Below are 16,856 nucleotides of genomic sequence, written 5' to 3'. Positions count from 1 at the left end.
GGGTTATAGCGAGGCGCGTCCAAAATGGATAGCTCAAAACTCCCGCACTGTGGTCGTCATCGCAATTTAACCCTTTGTGCTGTGCCCCTGAGTCTATGCGACAACCAGCAAAGTGCAAAAAAATCTCACATCAACAGTCTTGAAAAGGCCGTATCCAGACCCATTTTAAGAATGTAACCCGATAACGGACACGCCTGATGGGTGTTCGGGGAAGCAGAAGCCTGTCCATGGTGGAAGGCTACATTTTCTCGCTGATTTCAGGAGCATTTATCCATGCGTAATTTCGATCTCTCTCCGCTATACCGTTCTGCCATTGGTTTCGATCGTCTGTTCAACCACTTAGAAAACAACCAGAGCCAGAGCAACGGCTATCCTCCTTACAACGTTGAACTGGTTGACGAAAACCACTATCGCATTGCGATTGCTGTTGCCGGTTTCGCAGAGAGCGAACTGGAGATCACCGCGCAGGACAATCTGCTGGTGGTGAAAGGCTCCCATACGGCCGAGCAGAAAGAACGAACCTACCTCTACCAGGGCATCGCAGAGCGCAACTTTGAGCGCAAGTTCCAGCTGGCTGAGAACATCCACGTCAAGGGCGCGAACCTGGTGAACGGCCTGCTGTTTATCGAACTGGAACGTGTGATTCCGGAAGAGAAAAAACCGCGTCGTATCGAAATCAACTAATTACGCGGGTCGCGTGAGCGGCCCACCCGAACTTGCTTGCCGTAACGGGAGCATATGCGAATCCGCAAGGGTTTGCAGGTACAACTGTGCACAAAATTAAACTGTGCCGAACTCGCTTCTCAGAAGGAGATTTAGTATGCGTAACTACGATTTATCCCCCCTGCTGCGTCAGTGGATCGGTTTTGACAAACTGGCTAACGCGCTGCAAAGCGCAACCGAACAGCAGACCTTTCCGCCGTACAACATCGAAAAAAGCGATGATAACCACTACCGCATCACGCTTGCGCTGGCCGGGTTCCGCCAGGAAGATCTCGACATCCAGCTTGAGGGTACGCGCCTGACCGTGAAAGGGTCACCGGAAAAACCAGACACCGAGACCAAATGGCTGCATCAGGGGCTTGTCACTCAGCCGTTTAGCCTGAGCTTTACCCTGGCAGACCATATGGAAGTTTCTGGCGCGACGTTCACTAACGGGCTGCTGAACATTGACCTCACCCGTAACGTGCCGGAAGCCATTGCGCCTCAGCGCATCGCCATTAGCGAACGCCCGGCGTTGAACAGCTAAACCACGTTTTTGCCGGGTGGCAAACCTGCCGATCCTGTAGGTCGGGTAAGGCGCAGCCACCACCCGACTCGCTCACAGATGCCATGAAGCCCTGCCCCGGCAGGGCTTTTTTGTGCGCCATCGCCCATACAACCGCCGTCAGCTCTGAGAGAATCCTTAGCATAACTATGGTTATACACAGGATGTGGATCATGAGTGATATCGCGTTAACCGTTAGCGTGTTGGCCCTTGTCGCGGTAGTGGGGCTATGGCTGGGGAATATCAAAATCCGCGGCGTCGGATTTGGCATCGGCGGGGTGCTGTTCGGCGGGATTTTTGTCGGCCATTTTGCCGACCAGCTTGGGTGGGTGCTCAGCGCCGATATGCTGCATTTCATCCAGGAGTTCGGCCTGATCCTCTTTGTGTATACCATCGGTATTCAGGTGGGGCCGGGCTTCTTCGCTTCCCTGCGCGTCTCCGGTTTACGCCTTAATCTCTTTGCCTTCGGCATCGTCGTGATGGGTGGGCTGGTTACCGCCATTCTGCATAAACTCTTCGCGATTCCGCTGCCCGTTGTGCTGGGCATCTTCTCCGGCGCCGTCACGAATACGCCCGCGCTCGGGGCGGGCCAGCAAATTCTGCGCGATCTGGGTATCCCTGCTGATGTCGTCGATCAGATGGGGATGAGCTACGCCATGGCCTATCCGTTTGGCATTTGCGGTATTTTGCTCTCGATGTGGCTGGTGCGCGTGCTGTTCCGTGTTAACGTCGAGCAGGAGGCAAAAGAGCATGAAAGCACGCTGACCAACGGCCATGCGCTCATTAAAACCATCAACATTCGCGTCGAAAACCCCAACCTGAACAATATGGCGATACAGGATGTTCCCATTCTGAACAGCGCGACCATTATCTGTTCCCGCCTGAAACGTGATGAAACGCTGATGGTACCTTCACCGGATACCCTTATTCAGCACGGCGATCTCCTGCATCTGGTAGGGCAACCGGCGGATTTAAACAATGCCCGGCTGGTGATTGGTCAGGAGGTGGATACCTCACTCTCAACCCGTGGAACGGACATGCGCGTGGAGCGGGTGGTAGTGACCAATGAGAAAGTCCTGGGCAAGAAAATACGCGATTTGCAGGTTAAAGAGCGTTATGACGTGGTGATCTCCCGGCTTAACCGCGCCGGTGTCGAGCTGGTAGCCAGCCAGGATGCCAGCCTGCAATTCGGTGATATTCTCAACCTCGTCGGGCGTCCCTCATCCATTGATGCCGTAGCGGACATGGTAGGCAACGCCCAGCAAAAACTCCAGCAGGTGCAGATGCTGCCGGTCTTTATCGGCGTCGGGCTTGGCGTCATGCTTGGCTCCATCCCCCTGTACGTGCCCGGCTTCCCGGTAGCACTGAAGCTGGGTCTGGCAGGCGGGCCGCTCATTATGGCGCTGATCCTCGGGCGTATCGGCTCCATCGGTAAGCTCTACTGGTTTATGCCGCCGAGTGCTAACCTGGCGCTGCGGGAGTTAGGCATCGTGCTGTTTCTGGCAGTGGTGGGGCTGAAATCCGGCGGCGATTTTGTCGATACTCTGGTGAACGGCGAAGGGATGAGCTGGGTAGGATACGGCATATTTATTACCGCTATCCCACTGATAACGGTCGGATTACTGGCACGTATCTTCGCTAAAATGAACTATCTCACGCTGTGCGGCATGCTGGCCGGTTCCATGACCGATCCGCCCGCGCTGGCGTTCGCCAACAACCTGCACGCCACCAGCGGCGCGGCGGCGTTGTCCTACGCCACGGTTTATCCGCTGGTGATGTTTCTGCGCATCATCACCCCGCAGCTACTGGCGGTGCTGTTCTGGGGGATGGGCTAACAAGTCTTCCGGGTGGATACGCCGCAAATGGTAGTCCACCTGGTAATCGCTGGTGTTCCGGAACATCACGGAATAATTGAGGAACTCGCCGCTGTCGCTGTAGGAAAGGGAGGTGATGCGCAGCAGCGGCGTCTGTTCCGGCACATTCATATAACCGGCCAGCTGTTTATCTGCCAGCACCGGCGTCAGGCTCTCGTAGTTGCCGCTGATGGTGATCCCGCATTCCTTCTCGATGTAATCAAACTTAGACCCTTCGAGATGCGCCAGGGAAAGATTGCGGAACAGCTTCACCGGCATAAAGCTGTCCTCCAGCATCAGCGGTTTTCCGTCCACGTAACGCACCCGCCTTGAAAAATAGATCCGCTCATCAACCTGAATCCGCAGCTGGCTGGCGATAGCGGGCGGCGCGGGCATCACTTCAAACTGCAACACCTTGCTCTGCACTTCTTTCCCCTGCTGGCGCAGCACCTCCACCAGCCCGGTCAGGTTAGTCGTTTCATGATGAACGTCTTTGCGCGCCACGAACGTCCCGCTGCCGTGTCGACGTTCAACCAGCCCCCAGCTTACCAGCAGATCCAGCGCCTTGCGGATGGTCATCCGGGCTACGCCAAACTCCTTTGCCAGCGCTTTTTCTCCGGGTAACGGACTGCCAATGTTGTAGTCCGAGGAATTCAGCCGCAGCCGTAGCCGATCGGCAATTGATTTGTAGATCACCAGTAGACCTCTCTGCGCACATCATGGCGTGGATTACGTCTTAACTTGTCTATGTTTAGTTTAAAAAGTAGACCTGATTGGTCAAATTAAAACCATGAATGCGATCACGAATCGCAGCGGCATACCATGTTGCTGCATCAGTAAGTTCTTATGCTCACCTCAGGCCAGTAAAAAACCATAAAGGCCTCTATCCCCTACAGGTTGTTTCATGAGGATTTAAAAATGCTCAGTCAAATACAACGTTTTGGCGGCGCCATGTTCACCCCGGTTTTGCTGTTTCCCTTTGCCGGGATCGTGGTTGGGATCGCCATCATGCTTCGCAATCCGCTGTTTGTCGGTGAGGCCTTAACCGCGCCGGATAATCTGTTCGCGCAAATTGTTCACATCATCGAAGAGGGCGGCTGGGCGGTGTTCCGTAATATGCCGCTGATTTTTGCTGTCGGCTTACCGATTGGCCTGGCAAAGCAGGCGCAGGGCCGCGCCTGTCTGGCGGTGCTGATTAGCTTCCTGACCTGGAACTACTTTATCAACGCGATGGGGATGACCTGGGGTCACTTCTTTGGCGTCGACTTCTCTGCTGAACCCACTGCCGGCAGCGGGCTGGCGATGATTGCCGGAATCAAAACGCTTGATACCAGCATCATCGGGGCGATTATCATTTCCGGGCTCGTCACCGCCATCCACAACCGATTTTTCGACAAGCCGTTGCCGGTCTTTCTGGGGATTTTCCAGGGCACCTCGTTTGTCGTTATCCTCGCGTTCTTCGTCATGATCCCTTGCGCCTGGCTGACGCTGCTGGGATGGCCGAAAGTGCAGATGGGCATTGAGTCGTTGCAGGCCTTTCTACGTACCGCTGGCGCGCTGGGCGTATGGGTTTATACCTTCCTGGAACGCATTCTGATCCCAACCGGATTACACCACTTTGTCTACGGCCCGTTTATCTTCGGCCCGGCTGCGGTAGAAGGCGGCATTCAGGTCTACTGGGCACAGCACCTTCAGGAATTCAGCCAGAGCACTGTGCCGCTGAAAACGCTGTTCCCGGAGGGCGGATTCGCGCTGCACGGCAACTCTAAGGTGTTTGGCTCAGTCGGTATTGCGCTGGCTATCTGGTATACCGCGTCGCCGGAGAACCGCGTCAAAGTGGCAGGTCTGCTGATCCCGGCCACGCTTACCGCCGTGCTGGTGGGCATTACCGAACCGCTGGAGTTCACCTTCCTGTTTATCTCGCCGTTGCTGTTTGCCATCCACGCCGTGCTGGCCGCAACGATGGCGACGGTGATGTATACCTTCGGGGTGGTGGGGAACATGGGGGGCGGTCTGCTGGACCAGTTCCTGCCGCAAAACTGGATCCCGATGTTCCATAACCACGCCTCGACGGTATTCACCCAGATTGGCATCGGCCTCTGCTTCACCGCTCTCTATTTCGTGGTTTTCAGGACGCTTATCGAACGTCTGAATCTCAAAACGCCGGGCCGGGAAGAGAGCGAAATCAAACTCTACAACAAAGCCGACTATAAGGCCGCGCGCGGGCAAACCACCGCCCCGGCGGCAGCCAGCCAGCAGGTCGGGCAGGCTGCTGGGTTCTTACAGGCGCTCGGCGGCGCAGCAAACATCGAAAGTATCAATAACTGCGCCACCCGCTTGCGTATCGCCCTGGTGGATATGACGAAAACCCAAAGCGACGACGTCTTCAAAGCCCTGGGCGCACACGGTGTGGTGCGGCGCGGCAACGGCATACAGGTGATTGTCGGTCTGCACGTTCCTCAGGTGCGCGACCAGCTGGAATCGCTGATGAAAACCCCCTTAACAAACGAACAAACCACTCTGACAGAGGCTATATCATGAAAAAATTCTCAGTTGTTATTGCAGGCGGCGGCAGTACATTCACGCCTGGTATCGTCCTGATGCTGTTAGCCAACCGTGACCGTTTCCCGCTGCGTGCGCTGAAGTTCTATGACAATGACGGAGCACGTCAGGAGATCATCGCCGAGGCGTGCAAAATCATCCTTAAGGAGCAGGCGCCGGAGATTGAATTTAGTTACACCACCGATCCTGAAGCGGCCTTTACCGATGTGGATTTCGTGATGGCGCATATTCGCGTGGGCAAATACCCCATGCGTGAAAAAGATGAAAAAATCCCGCTGCGCCACGGCGTGTTGGGCCAGGAAACGTGCGGGCCGGGCGGCATCTCCTACGGCATGCGCTCCATCGGCGGCGTGCTGGAGTTGGTGGATTACATGGAGCAGTACTCCCCGAACGCGTGGATGCTGAACTACTCCAACCCGGCGGCGATTGTCGCGGAAGCCACGCGCCGCCTGCGTCCGAACGCGAAAATTCTCAACATCTGCGACATGCCGATCGGCATTGAAGGACGTATGGCGCAAATCGTCGGTCTGAAAGACCGCAAAGAGATGCGCGTGCGTTACTACGGTCTGAACCACTTCGGCTGGTGGACGTCGATTGAAGATCTGAACGGCAACGATCTGATGCCGAAACTGCGCGAATACGTGGCGAAAAACGGTTATGTTCCGCCTTCGGAAGATGCGCATACTGAAGCGAGCTGGAATGATACATTCGCCAAGGCTAAAGACGTACAGGCGCTGGATCCGGACACCATGCCGAACACCTACCTGAAGTATTACCTGTTCCCGGACTATGTGGTCGCCCATTCCAACTCGGAGCGTACCCGCGCCAATGAAGTGATGGATCACCGTGAGAAGCATGTATTCAGTTCATGCCGGGCGATTATCGAAGCCGGTCATTCTTCTGCCGGTGAACTGGAAATCGACGAACATGCGTCGTACATCGTCGATCTGGCGACCGCGATCGCCTTTAATACCCAGGAACGCATGCTGCTGATTGTGCCTAACAATGGGGCTATCCATAATTTTGACGCCGACGCGATGGTAGAAATTCCGTGTCTGGTCGGCCACAACGGACCGGAGCCGCTGACCGTGGGTGATATTCCGCACTTCCAGAAAGGGCTCATGAGCCAGCAGGTGGCAGTGGAAAAACTGGTGGTGGACGCCTGGGAGCAGCGCTCGTATCAGAAACTCTGGCAGGCGATTACCCTGTCGAAAACCGTACCGAGCGCGTCGGTGGCGAAGGCGATTCTGGACGATCTGATTGAAGCCAACAAAGAGTACTGGCCGGAACTGCATTAATTTTCCTGACCGGCATCATTGAGGTGCCGGCCCTTAAACTTGCTGACCGCCGACGGCGCATAGCCAAACTTATTCTTAAACGCTTTGCTGAAGTGAAACGAATCAAAAAAGTTGAGCATGTCAGCCACCTTGTTTACCGTATTTCCCTCCTGGCGCAGCAGCGATTGCGCCAGTTCGAGGCGTGCGTCAAGATAATATTCTTTCGGCGTTTTACCCGTGTATCGTAAAAAGATCCGCCGCAGCCAGGGCTCGCTGCACTGCATCCGCTGTGCCATTTCTGTGACGCTCCAGCGCTTTTGCACACTGGCGTGCAACTCGGCCAACAGATTTTCCAGACGCAGCAGTTCCCGATCTTTCCTACCATTTTCGGAAATAAGACAAATCCACTGATAGATAATTTTTGTGAGAAACGCGACGGCTAAATTATTTTTTATGGGGGACCGCAAAGCGAGTAATTCAGCAACTTCTGAAAGTTCTTTATTAAACTCGTCGCCATTATAAATTATGCCAGTTTGTAATATAGGGATTTCCATCATGTTTGTGGGGATGAATTCCATCCAGTATTGTTCCCAGATAAGACCGTCGCAGTAGTACGACGTTATATCGGTAGGTTTTAAGAATATAACGTTATTTCCATTAAGCATAATTTCAGAATTATCTTTGAGCCTGATTTTCCCGCACCCTTGCACGGTATAAACCGCCACCCAGGAGTTAGCAATCAGCGGTTTTTTCTTATCCTGAGGCCAGATAACGCGGTAGCTCTCGTCGGCTAGCGTATGCCAGAGTGAGATCAGTGAAATTCCGCTTGAGATCACACTTTCATCAAGAACTAAGGGAATATTGTACGTTGTTTCGTTTTTTACATGCGAAATTTGAATTTTTCCATTCATTTTAATTTCCCGTCAGCAAATTATGCCCACAACCTGTAGCGGAATTTATCAGAAAATTACCGTGATGGGGAAACCAGTCTTGTATTTTAAGATATCGAATAGCCTGGGTCCGGTGCGTTAAATTCCTCTGTACAGCGAACTACCGGGTCATAATCATAATTAAGGGCAACAAGATGAATATTCAGCAAATTGTGAGCTTTATTGCCTTTACGCTGCTGGTGGCGTTTATCACCTGGTGGAAGATACGTAAAGTGGATACCGCTTCGCAGCAGGGATACTTTCTGGCGGGCCGGTCGCTGAAAGCGCCAGTGATTGCTGCTTCACTGATGCTGACCAACCTGTCCACAGAGCAACTGGTGGGTCTGTCTGGCCAGGCCTATAAAAGCGGCATGTCGGTGATGGGCTGGGAGGTCACGTCAGCGGTTACGTTGATTTTTCTGGCGCTGATCTTCCTGCCGAAGTATCTGCAACGCGGTATTGCCACTATTCCCGATTTTCTGGAAGAGCGTTACGACAAAACGACACGCATCATTATTGATTTCTGTTTTCTTATCGCGACGGGCGTCTGCTTCCTGCCGATTGTGCTCTACTCCGGCGCGCTGGCGTTGAATAGCCTGTTTCACGTCGGCGATGCGCTTGGACTTTCGCAGGCCGCAGCCATCTGGTTGCTGGTCATTCTGCTGGGGCTGGCCGGAATTGTGTATGCCGTTATAGGCGGAATGCGCGCCATGGCGATTGCGGACTCCATTAACGGCATTGGTCTGGTGATCGGTGGTCTGCTGGTACCCGTGTTTGGTCTGATTGTGATGGGGGATGGCAGTTTTTTACAGGGAGTTGAGCGTCTGACCACCGTACACGCCGAGAAGTTAAATTCCATTGGCGTAAGCACCGATCCGTTGCCTATCGGCGCGGCGTTTACGGGCCTGATCCTGGTGAATACCTTTTACTGGTGTACGAATCAGGGAATTGTGCAGCGAACGCTGGCCTCTAAAAGTCTCGCTGAGGGACAAAAAGGGGCCTTGTTAACCGCCGTGTTAAAAATGCTCGACCCGCTAATTCTGGTGCTTCCTGGCCTGATTGCGTTCCACCTGTACAGCGATCTGCCGAGTGCGGACATGGCCTATCCTGCTCTGGTCAACAAAGTCCTGCCGACACCGTTGGTGGGTTTTTTTGGTGCCGTTTTATTTGGTGCAGTTATCAGTACGTTCAACGGGTTCCTGAATAGTGCCAGTACGCTCTTTAGTATGGGAATTTATCGTCGCATCCTGAAGCCTGATGCGACGCCGGACGGACTGGTGCAGGTAGGACGCCGGTTTGGCCTGTTTATCGCAGTGGTATCTGTAATAGTTGCGCCGTGGATTGCCAATGCGCCGGAGGGGCTTTATTCATGGATGAAACAGCTAAACGGCATCTATAACGTTCCACTGGTGACTATCATCATTATGGGTTTTTTCTTCCCGCGCATTCCAGCCCTCGCCGCGAAAGTGGCGCTGTTTATCGGCATTTGCAGCTACATCGTAATTAATTATCTGGTGAAATTCGATTTTCACTTTCTCTATGTTCTGGCCTGCACGTTCTGCATCAACGTGGCGGTAATGTTGATTATCGGCTGGCTCAAACCGCGCGACACGCCGTTTACCTTCCATGACGCGTTTGCCGTGGACATGTCACCCTGGCGTAACGCGAAAATTGCCTCGGTGGGTATTCTCTTCGCCATGATTGGCGTCTACGCCGGGCTGGCCCAATTTGGGGGGTATTCCACTCAATGGCTTGCCATCGTCAGCTACTCCATCACCGCAGGGGTCGTGATTTATCTCATTATCGATGCCATCCGTCAGCGCCGTAACCCTTCGCTTGTTTATGTTTCCGACGTTAAGGAAAAGCCATGAAACGCCCGAATTTTCTGTTCATCATGACCGACACTCAGGCCACGAATATGGTGGGCTGTTATAGTGGTAAACCCCTGAACACCCACCATATTGATCAGCTTGCGGAAGAGGGGATTCGCTTCAATGCTGCTTATACCTGCTCCCCTGTTTGCACCCCCGCGCGTGCGGGGCTGTTCACCGGGATCTACGCTAATCAGTCCGGACCGTGGACCAACAATGTTGCACCAGGCAAGAACATCTCAACGATGGGGCGCTACTTCAAGGATGCGGGCTATCAAACCTGCTACATCGGCAAATGGCATCTTGATGGTCATGACTATTTTGGCACCGGCGTTTGTCCTCCCGAATGGAATGACGAGTTTTGGTTTGACGGCGCTAACTATCTGGCAGAACTTACCGAAGAGCAGATTAATCTGTGGCGCAACGGCCTTAATAGCGTAGAGGAATTGCAGGCTAATAATATCGATGAGACCTTTACCTGGGCGTACCGCATCAGCAATCGCGCGATCGATTTTTTACAGCGCCCTCACCCGGAGGACGAACCCTTTTTGATGGTGGTCTCTTACGACGAACCTCATCATCCCTTCACATGCCCGGTTCAGTATCTCGAGAAATATCAGGACTTTTACTACGATTTAGGGGAAAAGGCTCAGGATACGCTGGTGGATAAGCCCGTACATCATCGCCTCTGGTCGCAGGCCATGCCGTCACCAGTTGAAGATGGCAGCCGGTATTACCATCACCCGCTTTATTTCGCCTGTAATGACTTTGTGGACGATCAGATTGGTCGTGTGGTTAACGCACTCACCCCCGAACAATGCGAGAACACATGGGTCATATATACCTCTGACCATGGCGAGATGATGGGAGCACATCGGCTTATCAGCAAAGGTGCGGCTATGTACGACGATATTACCCGCATCCCGTTGATTATACGCCCCCCACAGGGCGCACCGAAGCAAGTCGACACGCCGGTCAGCCATATCGATTTACTGCCGACCATGATGGCGCTGGCGGGGATACCTAAACCTGACATCCTGCCGGGTGACAATATTCTGGCGACAGAGCCAGAGCGCGGAGTGATGGTGGAATTTAACCGCTACGAGATAGAACATGACAGCTTTGGCGGATTTATTCCGGTACGCTGTTGGGTAACGGATGCATTCAAGTTGGTGCTGAACTTGTTCACAACTGATGAACTCTACGACCGCCGCAACGATCCAAACGAGATGCATAATCTGATTGACTCGCCGCGCTATGCTGAGCAGCGCAATCAGCTGCATGATGCGCTGCTGGATTATATGGATAAAATCCGCGACCCGTTCCGTACCTATCAATGGGCGTGTCGACCGTGGAGAGCGGACGCTATCCCTCGTTGGATGGGGGCTTTCCGTCCGCGGCCGGGAGATGGCTATTCTCCGGTGGTGCGTGATTACGACACCGGACTGCCCACGCAGGGGGTAAAAGTGGAAGAGAAAAAGCAGAAGTTTTAAGGAGACAAGATGAAAATTTCCCGCGTCGGTGAAGCGCCGGATTACCGCTTCTCGCTGGCCAATGAACGCACATATCTGGCGTGGATCCGCACCGCGCTAGGTTTTCTGGCCGCAGGCGTGGGTCTTGATCAGCTTGCACCCGATTTCGCTACGCCACTGATCCGTGAATTGCTGGCATTACTGCTGTGCCTTTTCGCAGGGGTGCTGGCGGTTTACGGCTACCTGCGCTGGCTGCGAAACGAAAAAGCGATGCGACTTAAAGAGGATTTACCCTACACCCGCGGCCTGCTTGTGATTAGCACTATACTACTGGTGGTAGCCGTAGTGGTGATGGGGTTGGTGCTCTATGTCGGGTAGCCGCAAAGCCCGCCGTGAGGCCGACCCAGGTCTACAGCCGGAGCGAACGTCGCTGGCCTGGCTGCGCACGTTACTGGGCTACGGTGCGCTTATCGCGCTGGCGATTAAACACAACTGGCACCACACGGGGCTTCCATTCTGGATTTCACTTGTGGTACTTGCGCTGGTGGCGGTTATCCTCTGGCGCTACACGCGCAGTCGTAATCTGATGGACGTTGAGCATGGTGATTTCGCACAACCTAAAGCCGTACGTGACAAATTTTTGATCGCTGTCGCTGTTCTCTCCCTCTCTATATTGTTTGCTATTACGCACTTACATCAGATTATCTCTTTTATAGAGGAAAAATAATGACAGGATGTCATGTGATGGCCAAACCGGCCAGCTCTCGCTGTAACCTGAACTGCCGTTACTGTTTTTATATCGATAAACCCGAACAACCCCAAATGAGCGAGGCCACTCTGGAGGCGTTTATTTGCCAACAGATTGCTGCCCAGCCGGATGATGACGTTCACTTTGCCTGGCAGGGAGGTGAACCCACGCTGTGCGGCATCAATTTTTTTCGTAACGTGGTGGCGTTGCAGCAACGCCACGGGAAAGGAAAGCGCATCATGAACGCTTTTCAGACTAACGGCGTACTGCTCAACGATGAATGGTGCCGTTTTTTTCGCGAAAACGACTGGCTGGTAGGTATCTCTGTCGATGGTCCTGCCGAATTGCACGATGCCTATCGCGTTAACCGTCGCGGCAATTCGACTCACCAAAAAGTTCTCGCAGCCATTGAAAAGCTATGTATTCATCAGGTTTCTTTCAATCTTCTGACGGTGGTCAATCAACAAAACAGCCAACAGCCGGAGCGGGTGTACCGTTTTCTTCGCGCGCTCGGCACCCCATTTTTGCAGTTTATTCCGTTGGTAGAGCAGGGTAATCCGTCATCATTGAGTGACAGGGAGTGGGGGACATTCCTGAAGGCAATCTTCGACCTCTGGGTAAGAGAAGATGTGGGGCGCGTTTTTGTGCAGCTCTTTGACTCAATGCTGGGCGTCTGGAGTGGCTATCCCGCACAGATGTGCTCACTGGCCGAACGCTGCGGGCATGCCTTTGCACTAGAGGCCAATGGCGATCTCTATCAATGTGACCACTATGTTTATCCTGAATACTGTCTGGGAAATATTCATCAAATGCCGATATCTGTTCTTAACCAAACCGCCGCGGCGCGTGCATTTGGCGAAATTAAGCACGATTCGCTCACGGATGTGTGTAGGCAGTGTTCTGTTCTTCCCCTGTGCAATGGCGACTGCCCCCGCCATCGCCTGAACGGTAAAAGCGTGCTGTGCGAGGGCTACCGTGATTTCTTTTTTCACAGCGCGCCGTACATGCGGGCCATGCGCGACCTCATCAGGCATCAACGTTCGCCCGCTGAACTGATGAAACAGCTGCGGCAGAGCGGCTGACGATCAGGCGTTTCCCTTCGCCAGGTACTTCGCCATCTCATCCTCCGGCACCATGCCGCCGCCGGTCGCCCACACCAGGTGGGTAACGTTCTCATCGGCATCGACGCGCAGCGGCCCGGCCATCCCCGCCAGCGCCGACGGCTCCAGGCGAATCCCTTCCTCCTGCGCCAGCCAGCCGAGCATGTCGTACATGCTCTGGTCGGAAAGGGTGTAGAACCCGTCAAGCAGGCGTTCCATCGCGCGGCCCACGAAGCCGGAGGCACGTCCTACCGCCAGACCGTCCGCCGCCGTCACGTTATCAATGCCCAGATCCTGCACCGCAATCTCATCGTGCAGCCCGGTGTAAACGCCCAGCAGCATGCACGGTGAGTGCGTTGGCTCCGCGAAGAAGCAGTGGACGTTATCGCCAAAGGCCAGCTTCAGGCCAAACGCCACGCCGCCGGGGCCACCGCCGACGCCGCACGGCAGGTAGACGTACAGGGGATGATCGGCATCCACCACGCGGCCCTGCTCGGCAAACTGCGCCTTCAGGCGCTCGCCAGCAACCGCATAGCCCAGGAACAGCGTACGGGAGTTTTCATCGTCAATGAAGAAGCAGTTCGGATCGCTTTCCGCCGCTTTGCGTCCCTGCTCCACCGCCACGCCGTAATCCTGCTCATATTCCACGACGATCACGCCGTGGCTGCGCAGTTTGGCTTTCTTCCACTCGCGGGCGTCGGCGGACATATGCACCGTCACCTTAAAGCCAATGCGGGCGCTCATAATGCCGATGGACATCCCCAGGTTGCCGGTTGAGCCCACCGCGATGCTGTACTGGCTGAAGAAGTTCTTAAAGCGCGGCTCCAGCAGAACGCTGTAGTCGTCTTCAAGGCTCAGCAACCCGGCGTCCAGCGCCAGTTTCTCCGCATGAGTCAGCACCTCATAGATGCCGCCGCGCGCTTTGATCGAGCCGGAGATCGGCAGATGGCTGTCTTTTTTCAGCAGCAGCGTGCCGGGAACGGATTTGCCAGACTCTTTCTCCAGCCGCGCCTGCATTGCCGGAATGGCGACCAGCTCGGATTCGATAATCCCGCCCGTTGCCGCCGTTTCCGGGAACGCTTTCGCCAGATACGGCGCGAAGCGGTTGAGACGCGCGTGGGCGTCGTCCACGTCGGCTTTGGTCAGCCCGACATAAGGCAACCCTTCTGCAAGCGTCGTGGTGCGCGGGTTAAGCCAGGTGGTTTCTTTCAGGGCAATCAGATCCTCAACCAGAGGAAACTGTGCGGTTAAAGTAGTGATAGTTGCGTTTTCCATAATACGTCTCTTCGCGCTCAGATAATGAAGGAAAGCAGGAATGTGCCGCCAAGTGCAAGCACCGAGGCGATAAACGTCGCCGTCGTATAGTATTTGAAGGTCTCGTTCAGGGTCGCGCCGCAATACTGCTTCACCAGCCAGAAGAGAGAATCGGTCACGATCGTGCAGCCAATAGCGCCGGACCCGATGGCAATGGTGATGATCTCCGGGCTTACGTTCGGGTAGAGCGGCAGCATCGGCGCCACTATCGCCGTGGCACCCATCATCGCTACCGTTGCCGAACCCACGGCGGCGTGCAGCACCAGTGCCACCAGCCAGGCGAGAAGGATAGGGTGCATATGCAGGTTCGAGAGAATATGCGCCAGCGTCTCCGCCAGACCGCTGGTTTTAAGGATGGCGTTGAACGCGCCGCCCGCACCGATAATCAGCAAAATGTTGGCGATAGAGCCAAAGCCGTGCTCCGTATGGGTCAGCATTGCGCCCATGCCCATGTGCTGGCGGATCCCCAGCAGGTAGTAGGCGACAAACACGGCGATAAACATCGCGGTGATAGGGTTGCCGATAAACTCCAGCAGGGTATAAAGCGTGCCTTCTTTTGCCATGTTCAGCTCGGCAATGGTTTTCACCAGCATCAGGGCAATCGGCAGCAGCACGGTGAACAGCGTGGCGCCCAGCGACGGCAGCGTGTGTTCTTCCCGTACCTTCAGGTCTGAAAATTCCGCTGGAACCGGCTTATAGGGCAGACGATCGCCGAGCAGCTTCAGGAACAGCGGGCCGCCAACCAGAGACGCCATCAGGCCCACCATCAGACCGTAGACAATCACCGTCCCGACGTCCGCCCCTAATTTATTGGTGACAAACAGCGCGGCCGGATGCGGAGGCACCACGCAGTGCACTGCCATTAGTGCGGTACAGAGCGGAATGGCCAGCTTGAGCAGCGACGTGTTGGTCTTTTTGGCGATGGAAAACGCCAGCGGGATCAGCAGTACCACGCCCACTTCCACAAACAGCGTAATGCCGCAGATCAGGCCGACCAGGACCATAATCACGTCCGCCGACAGCCAGCGGCAGCGCTGCAACGTAATCCCGATGCGCTCTGCCGCGCCGGAGACTTCCATCATTTTGCCGAGAATAGTGCCAAGACCGATAACCGCCGCCAGGAAGCCCAGCGTACCGCCAATCCCGCTCTCAATGGCGTTCACCATATCCAGCGGGCTCATCCCCATCATCGCGCCGACGAAAAAGCTTGCCAGCAGCAGCGCGAGGAACGGGTGAAACTTCAGTTTTACGATGGTTAAAACAATCAATACGATGCTGACAAGCAGCGTTGCCACAACCCAGACCTGAGATCCCATATCTCACCTCACCCTTATGTCATCTGGGGGTATTGGACGAAAAAACGGCGTGGGCTGACAAACGATATAAATTGGCGTTCAGATGAGCCAGATTGGATCAACTGAGTGACTGGACTCTAAAAAGCGCACTTAACTCGTATTAGGTTCACATAAATTCATTCTTGAGCGGTATGCTGAACGCAGAAATTACGTGTGGGAATTGTGATGACCGATGCGAATGAAGGCAGAAACCGGCTGTTAAACGGCTGGCAACTGTCGAAAATGTACACCTTTGAAGTGGCCGCCCGGCATGAGTCCTTCGCGCTGGCGGCGGCGGAGCTGTCGCTCAGCCCCAGCGCGGTGAGCCACCGCATAAACCTGCTGGAAGAGGAGCTGGGCATTCAGCTGTTTGTCCGCTCACACCGTAAAGTGGAGCTGACGCAGGAAGGCAAGCGCGTTTACTGGACGCTGAAATCGTCCCTCGACACCCTGAATCAGGAGATCCTGGATATTAAAAACCAGGCGCTGTCAGGTACGCTAACGGTGTACTCCCGGCCGTCGATCGCCCAGTGCTGGCTGGTGCCGATGCTGGGGGATTTTACCCGCCGCTACCCGTCGATTTCACTTACTATTCTGACTGGTAATGATTACGTCAACATGCAGCGAACCGGCATCGATCTGGCGCTCTATTTCGACGATACGCCGCCAAACCACCTTTCTCATCACTTTTTGATGGATGAAGAGATTTTGCCCGTCTGCTCGCCGGCGTATGCCCGGGAGCATGAACTGCTGAAAAACCCCCATAACCTCAGCCACTGCACGTTACTGCACGACCGTCAGGCCTGGAGCAATGATTCCGGTACGGATGAGTGGCTGAGCTGGGCGCAGCATTACGCGGCGAATATGCCGTTGTCATCGGGTATTGGCTTCGATCGCTCTGATTTAGCCATTATCGCGGCCATGAATAATGTGGGGGTGGCGATGGGGAGAAAGCGGCTGGTGCAAAAACGTCTCGAACGAGGGGAGTTGATCGCACCCTTTGATGGGAAAACTCTCAAGTGCCATCAGCATTATTACGTCTCAACGCTTCCCGGCCGTCAGTGGCCGAAAATTGACGCCTTTATCGGCTGGCTAAGAGAGCTGGCGGGTTGAAGAATTATTACGCTTT

General features: G+C 54.6%; 15 protein-coding genes and 1 other annotated feature. Of the genes, 11 read left to right on the top strand and 4 right to left on the bottom strand.

Features of this window, described 5'->3' with window-relative positions; genetic code table 11:
- The first annotated feature begins 205 nt into the window (after positions 1-205).
- Positions 206-280, top strand: a sequence feature (ROSE (Repression Of Heat Shock gene Expression) occurs in the 5'-region of heat shock genes and acts as an RNA thermometer to modulate expression.).
- From ibpA to H2Z33_RS07720, 3 genes are all read left to right on the top strand, one after another.
- Positions 274-684, top strand: a complete 411-nt coding sequence (gene ibpA, locus H2Z33_RS07730; RefSeq protein ID WP_006177605.1) for a small heat shock chaperone IbpA — start codon at positions 274-276, stop codon at positions 682-684. Its footprint overlaps the feature before it by 7 nt.
- A gap of 136 nt (positions 685-820) precedes the next feature.
- Positions 821-1,249, top strand: a complete 429-nt coding sequence (gene ibpB, locus H2Z33_RS07725; RefSeq protein ID WP_015570126.1) for a small heat shock chaperone IbpB — start codon at positions 821-823, stop codon at positions 1,247-1,249.
- A 191-nt stretch (positions 1,250-1,440) separates the two neighbouring features.
- The gene (locus tag H2Z33_RS07720; RefSeq protein WP_017694020.1) at positions 1,441-3,102 is read left to right on the top strand and encodes a putative transporter; all 1,662 of its coding nucleotides are present in this window, start codon (positions 1,441-1,443) and stop codon (positions 3,100-3,102) included.
- On the opposite strand, the gene H2Z33_RS07715 is transcribed toward H2Z33_RS07720, so the two are convergent.
- A complete protein-coding gene (locus H2Z33_RS07715; RefSeq protein WP_017383690.1) occupies positions 3,070-3,816 on the bottom strand; it encodes a GntR family transcriptional regulator in 747 nt (248 codons plus the stop codon). The two genes, H2Z33_RS07720 and H2Z33_RS07715, sit on opposite strands and share 33 nt — an antisense overlap.
- Positions 3,817-4,038: 222 nt before the next feature.
- Here H2Z33_RS07715 and H2Z33_RS07710 point away from each other — a divergent pair, with 222 nt between their 5' ends.
- Complete coding sequence (locus tag H2Z33_RS07710; protein ID WP_015570124.1) at positions 4,039-5,661, top strand: alpha-glucoside-specific PTS transporter subunit IIBC; 1,623 nt, start codon at positions 4,039-4,041, stop codon at positions 5,659-5,661.
- The gene (locus H2Z33_RS07705; RefSeq protein WP_063135337.1) at positions 5,658-6,980 is read left to right on the top strand and encodes a 6-phospho-alpha-glucosidase; all 1,323 of its coding nucleotides are present in this window, start codon (positions 5,658-5,660) and stop codon (positions 6,978-6,980) included. Before H2Z33_RS07710 ends, H2Z33_RS07705 begins: the two co-directional genes overlap by 4 nt.
- Here H2Z33_RS07705 and H2Z33_RS07700 read toward each other — a convergent pair.
- Positions 6,977-7,870 (bottom strand): helix-turn-helix transcriptional regulator, encoded by an 894-nt coding sequence (locus tag H2Z33_RS07700; protein ID WP_063135336.1) that lies wholly within the window; start codon positions 7,868-7,870, stop codon positions 6,977-6,979. The genes H2Z33_RS07705 and H2Z33_RS07700 overlap by 4 nt on opposite strands.
- Before the next feature lie 173 nt (positions 7,871-8,043).
- Between H2Z33_RS07700 and H2Z33_RS07695 the strand changes: the two genes are divergently transcribed.
- From H2Z33_RS07695 to H2Z33_RS07675, 5 genes are read left to right on the top strand one after another with little or no spacing between them, the layout of a single operon-like run.
- Entirely contained in the window at positions 8,044-9,759 is a 1,716-nt protein-coding gene (locus H2Z33_RS07695; RefSeq protein WP_033487028.1) for a solute:sodium symporter family transporter, read from the top strand.
- A complete protein-coding gene (locus H2Z33_RS07690) occupies positions 9,756-11,252 on the top strand; it encodes a sulfatase-like hydrolase/transferase (RefSeq protein ID WP_033487027.1) in 1,497 nt (498 codons plus the stop codon). Before H2Z33_RS07695 ends, H2Z33_RS07690 begins: the two co-directional genes overlap by 4 nt.
- Positions 11,253-11,261: 9 nt before the next feature.
- The gene (locus H2Z33_RS07685) at positions 11,262-11,609 is read left to right on the top strand and encodes a YidH family protein (protein WP_032668912.1); all 348 of its coding nucleotides are present in this window, start codon (positions 11,262-11,264) and stop codon (positions 11,607-11,609) included.
- The gene (locus H2Z33_RS07680) at positions 11,599-11,958 is read left to right on the top strand and encodes a DUF202 domain-containing protein (protein ID WP_032668910.1); all 360 of its coding nucleotides are present in this window, start codon (positions 11,599-11,601) and stop codon (positions 11,956-11,958) included. The genes H2Z33_RS07685 and H2Z33_RS07680 overlap by 11 nt, the downstream gene beginning before the upstream one ends.
- A gap of 17 nt (positions 11,959-11,975) precedes the next feature.
- The gene (locus H2Z33_RS07675; protein ID WP_063135335.1) at positions 11,976-13,061 is read left to right on the top strand and encodes an anaerobic sulfatase maturase; all 1,086 of its coding nucleotides are present in this window, start codon (positions 11,976-11,978) and stop codon (positions 13,059-13,061) included.
- Positions 13,062-13,064: 3 nt separating this feature from the next.
- On the opposite strand, the gene dsdA is transcribed toward H2Z33_RS07675, so the two are convergent.
- Both dsdA and dsdX read right to left on the bottom strand, forming a co-directional pair.
- Positions 13,065-14,354 carry a D-serine ammonia-lyase gene (dsdA, locus tag H2Z33_RS07670; protein WP_063135334.1) on the bottom strand — a complete coding sequence of 430 codons (1,290 nt, stop codon included), beginning with the start codon at positions 14,352-14,354 and terminating at the stop codon, positions 13,065-13,067.
- 17 nt (positions 14,355-14,371) lie between these two features.
- On the bottom strand, positions 14,372-15,709 hold the full coding sequence (dsdX, locus tag H2Z33_RS07665) for a D-serine transporter DsdX (protein ID WP_045343921.1): 1,338 nt from the start codon (positions 15,707-15,709) through the stop codon (positions 14,372-14,374).
- Between the two features lie 204 nt (positions 15,710-15,913).
- Here dsdX and dsdC point away from each other — a divergent pair, with 204 nt between their 5' ends.
- A complete protein-coding gene (gene dsdC, locus H2Z33_RS07660; RefSeq protein WP_023302824.1) occupies positions 15,914-16,840 on the top strand; it encodes a DNA-binding transcriptional regulator DsdC in 927 nt (308 codons plus the stop codon).
- Positions 16,841-16,856 lie beyond the last annotated feature (16 nt).

Origin of the sequence: Enterobacter sp. YSU, assembly GCF_016082135.1 — a bacterium.
Taxonomy (GTDB): domain Bacteria; phylum Pseudomonadota; class Gammaproteobacteria; order Enterobacterales; family Enterobacteriaceae; genus Enterobacter; species Enterobacter hormaechei_C.
This window is presented reverse-complemented; position numbering and strand designations above follow the sequence as displayed.

Excerpts from the sequence above, each read along its gene's own strand:
- ibpA (WP_006177605.1), top strand. The coding sequence starts at position 274 with ATGCGTAATTTCGATCTCTCTCCGCTATACCGTTCTGCCATTGGTTTC.
- ibpB (WP_015570126.1), top strand. The coding sequence starts at position 821 with ATGCGTAACTACGATTTATCCCCCCTGCTGCGTCAGTGGATCGGTTTT.
- H2Z33_RS07720 (WP_017694020.1), top strand. The coding sequence starts at position 1,441 with ATGAGTGATATCGCGTTAACCGTTAGCGTGTTGGCCCTTGTCGCGGTA.
- H2Z33_RS07710 (WP_015570124.1), top strand. The coding sequence starts at position 4,039 with ATGCTCAGTCAAATACAACGTTTTGGCGGCGCCATGTTCACCCCGGTT.
- H2Z33_RS07705 (WP_063135337.1), top strand. The coding sequence starts at position 5,658 with ATGAAAAAATTCTCAGTTGTTATTGCAGGCGGCGGCAGTACATTCACG.
- H2Z33_RS07700 (WP_063135336.1), bottom strand. The coding sequence starts at position 7,870 with ATGAATGGAAAAATTCAAATTTCGCATGTAAAAAACGAAACAACGTAC.
- H2Z33_RS07695 (WP_033487028.1), top strand. The coding sequence starts at position 8,044 with ATGAATATTCAGCAAATTGTGAGCTTTATTGCCTTTACGCTGCTGGTG.
- H2Z33_RS07690 (WP_033487027.1), top strand. The coding sequence starts at position 9,756 with ATGAAACGCCCGAATTTTCTGTTCATCATGACCGACACTCAGGCCACG.
- H2Z33_RS07685 (WP_032668912.1), top strand. The coding sequence starts at position 11,262 with ATGAAAATTTCCCGCGTCGGTGAAGCGCCGGATTACCGCTTCTCGCTG.
- H2Z33_RS07680 (WP_032668910.1), top strand. The coding sequence starts at position 11,599 with ATGTCGGGTAGCCGCAAAGCCCGCCGTGAGGCCGACCCAGGTCTACAG.
- H2Z33_RS07675 (WP_063135335.1), top strand. The coding sequence starts at position 11,976 with ATGGCCAAACCGGCCAGCTCTCGCTGTAACCTGAACTGCCGTTACTGT.
- dsdA (WP_063135334.1), bottom strand. The coding sequence starts at position 14,354 with ATGGAAAACGCAACTATCACTACTTTAACCGCACAGTTTCCTCTGGTT.
- dsdX (WP_045343921.1), bottom strand. The coding sequence starts at position 15,709 with ATGGGATCTCAGGTCTGGGTTGTGGCAACGCTGCTTGTCAGCATCGTA.
- dsdC (WP_023302824.1), top strand. The coding sequence starts at position 15,914 with ATGACCGATGCGAATGAAGGCAGAAACCGGCTGTTAAACGGCTGGCAA.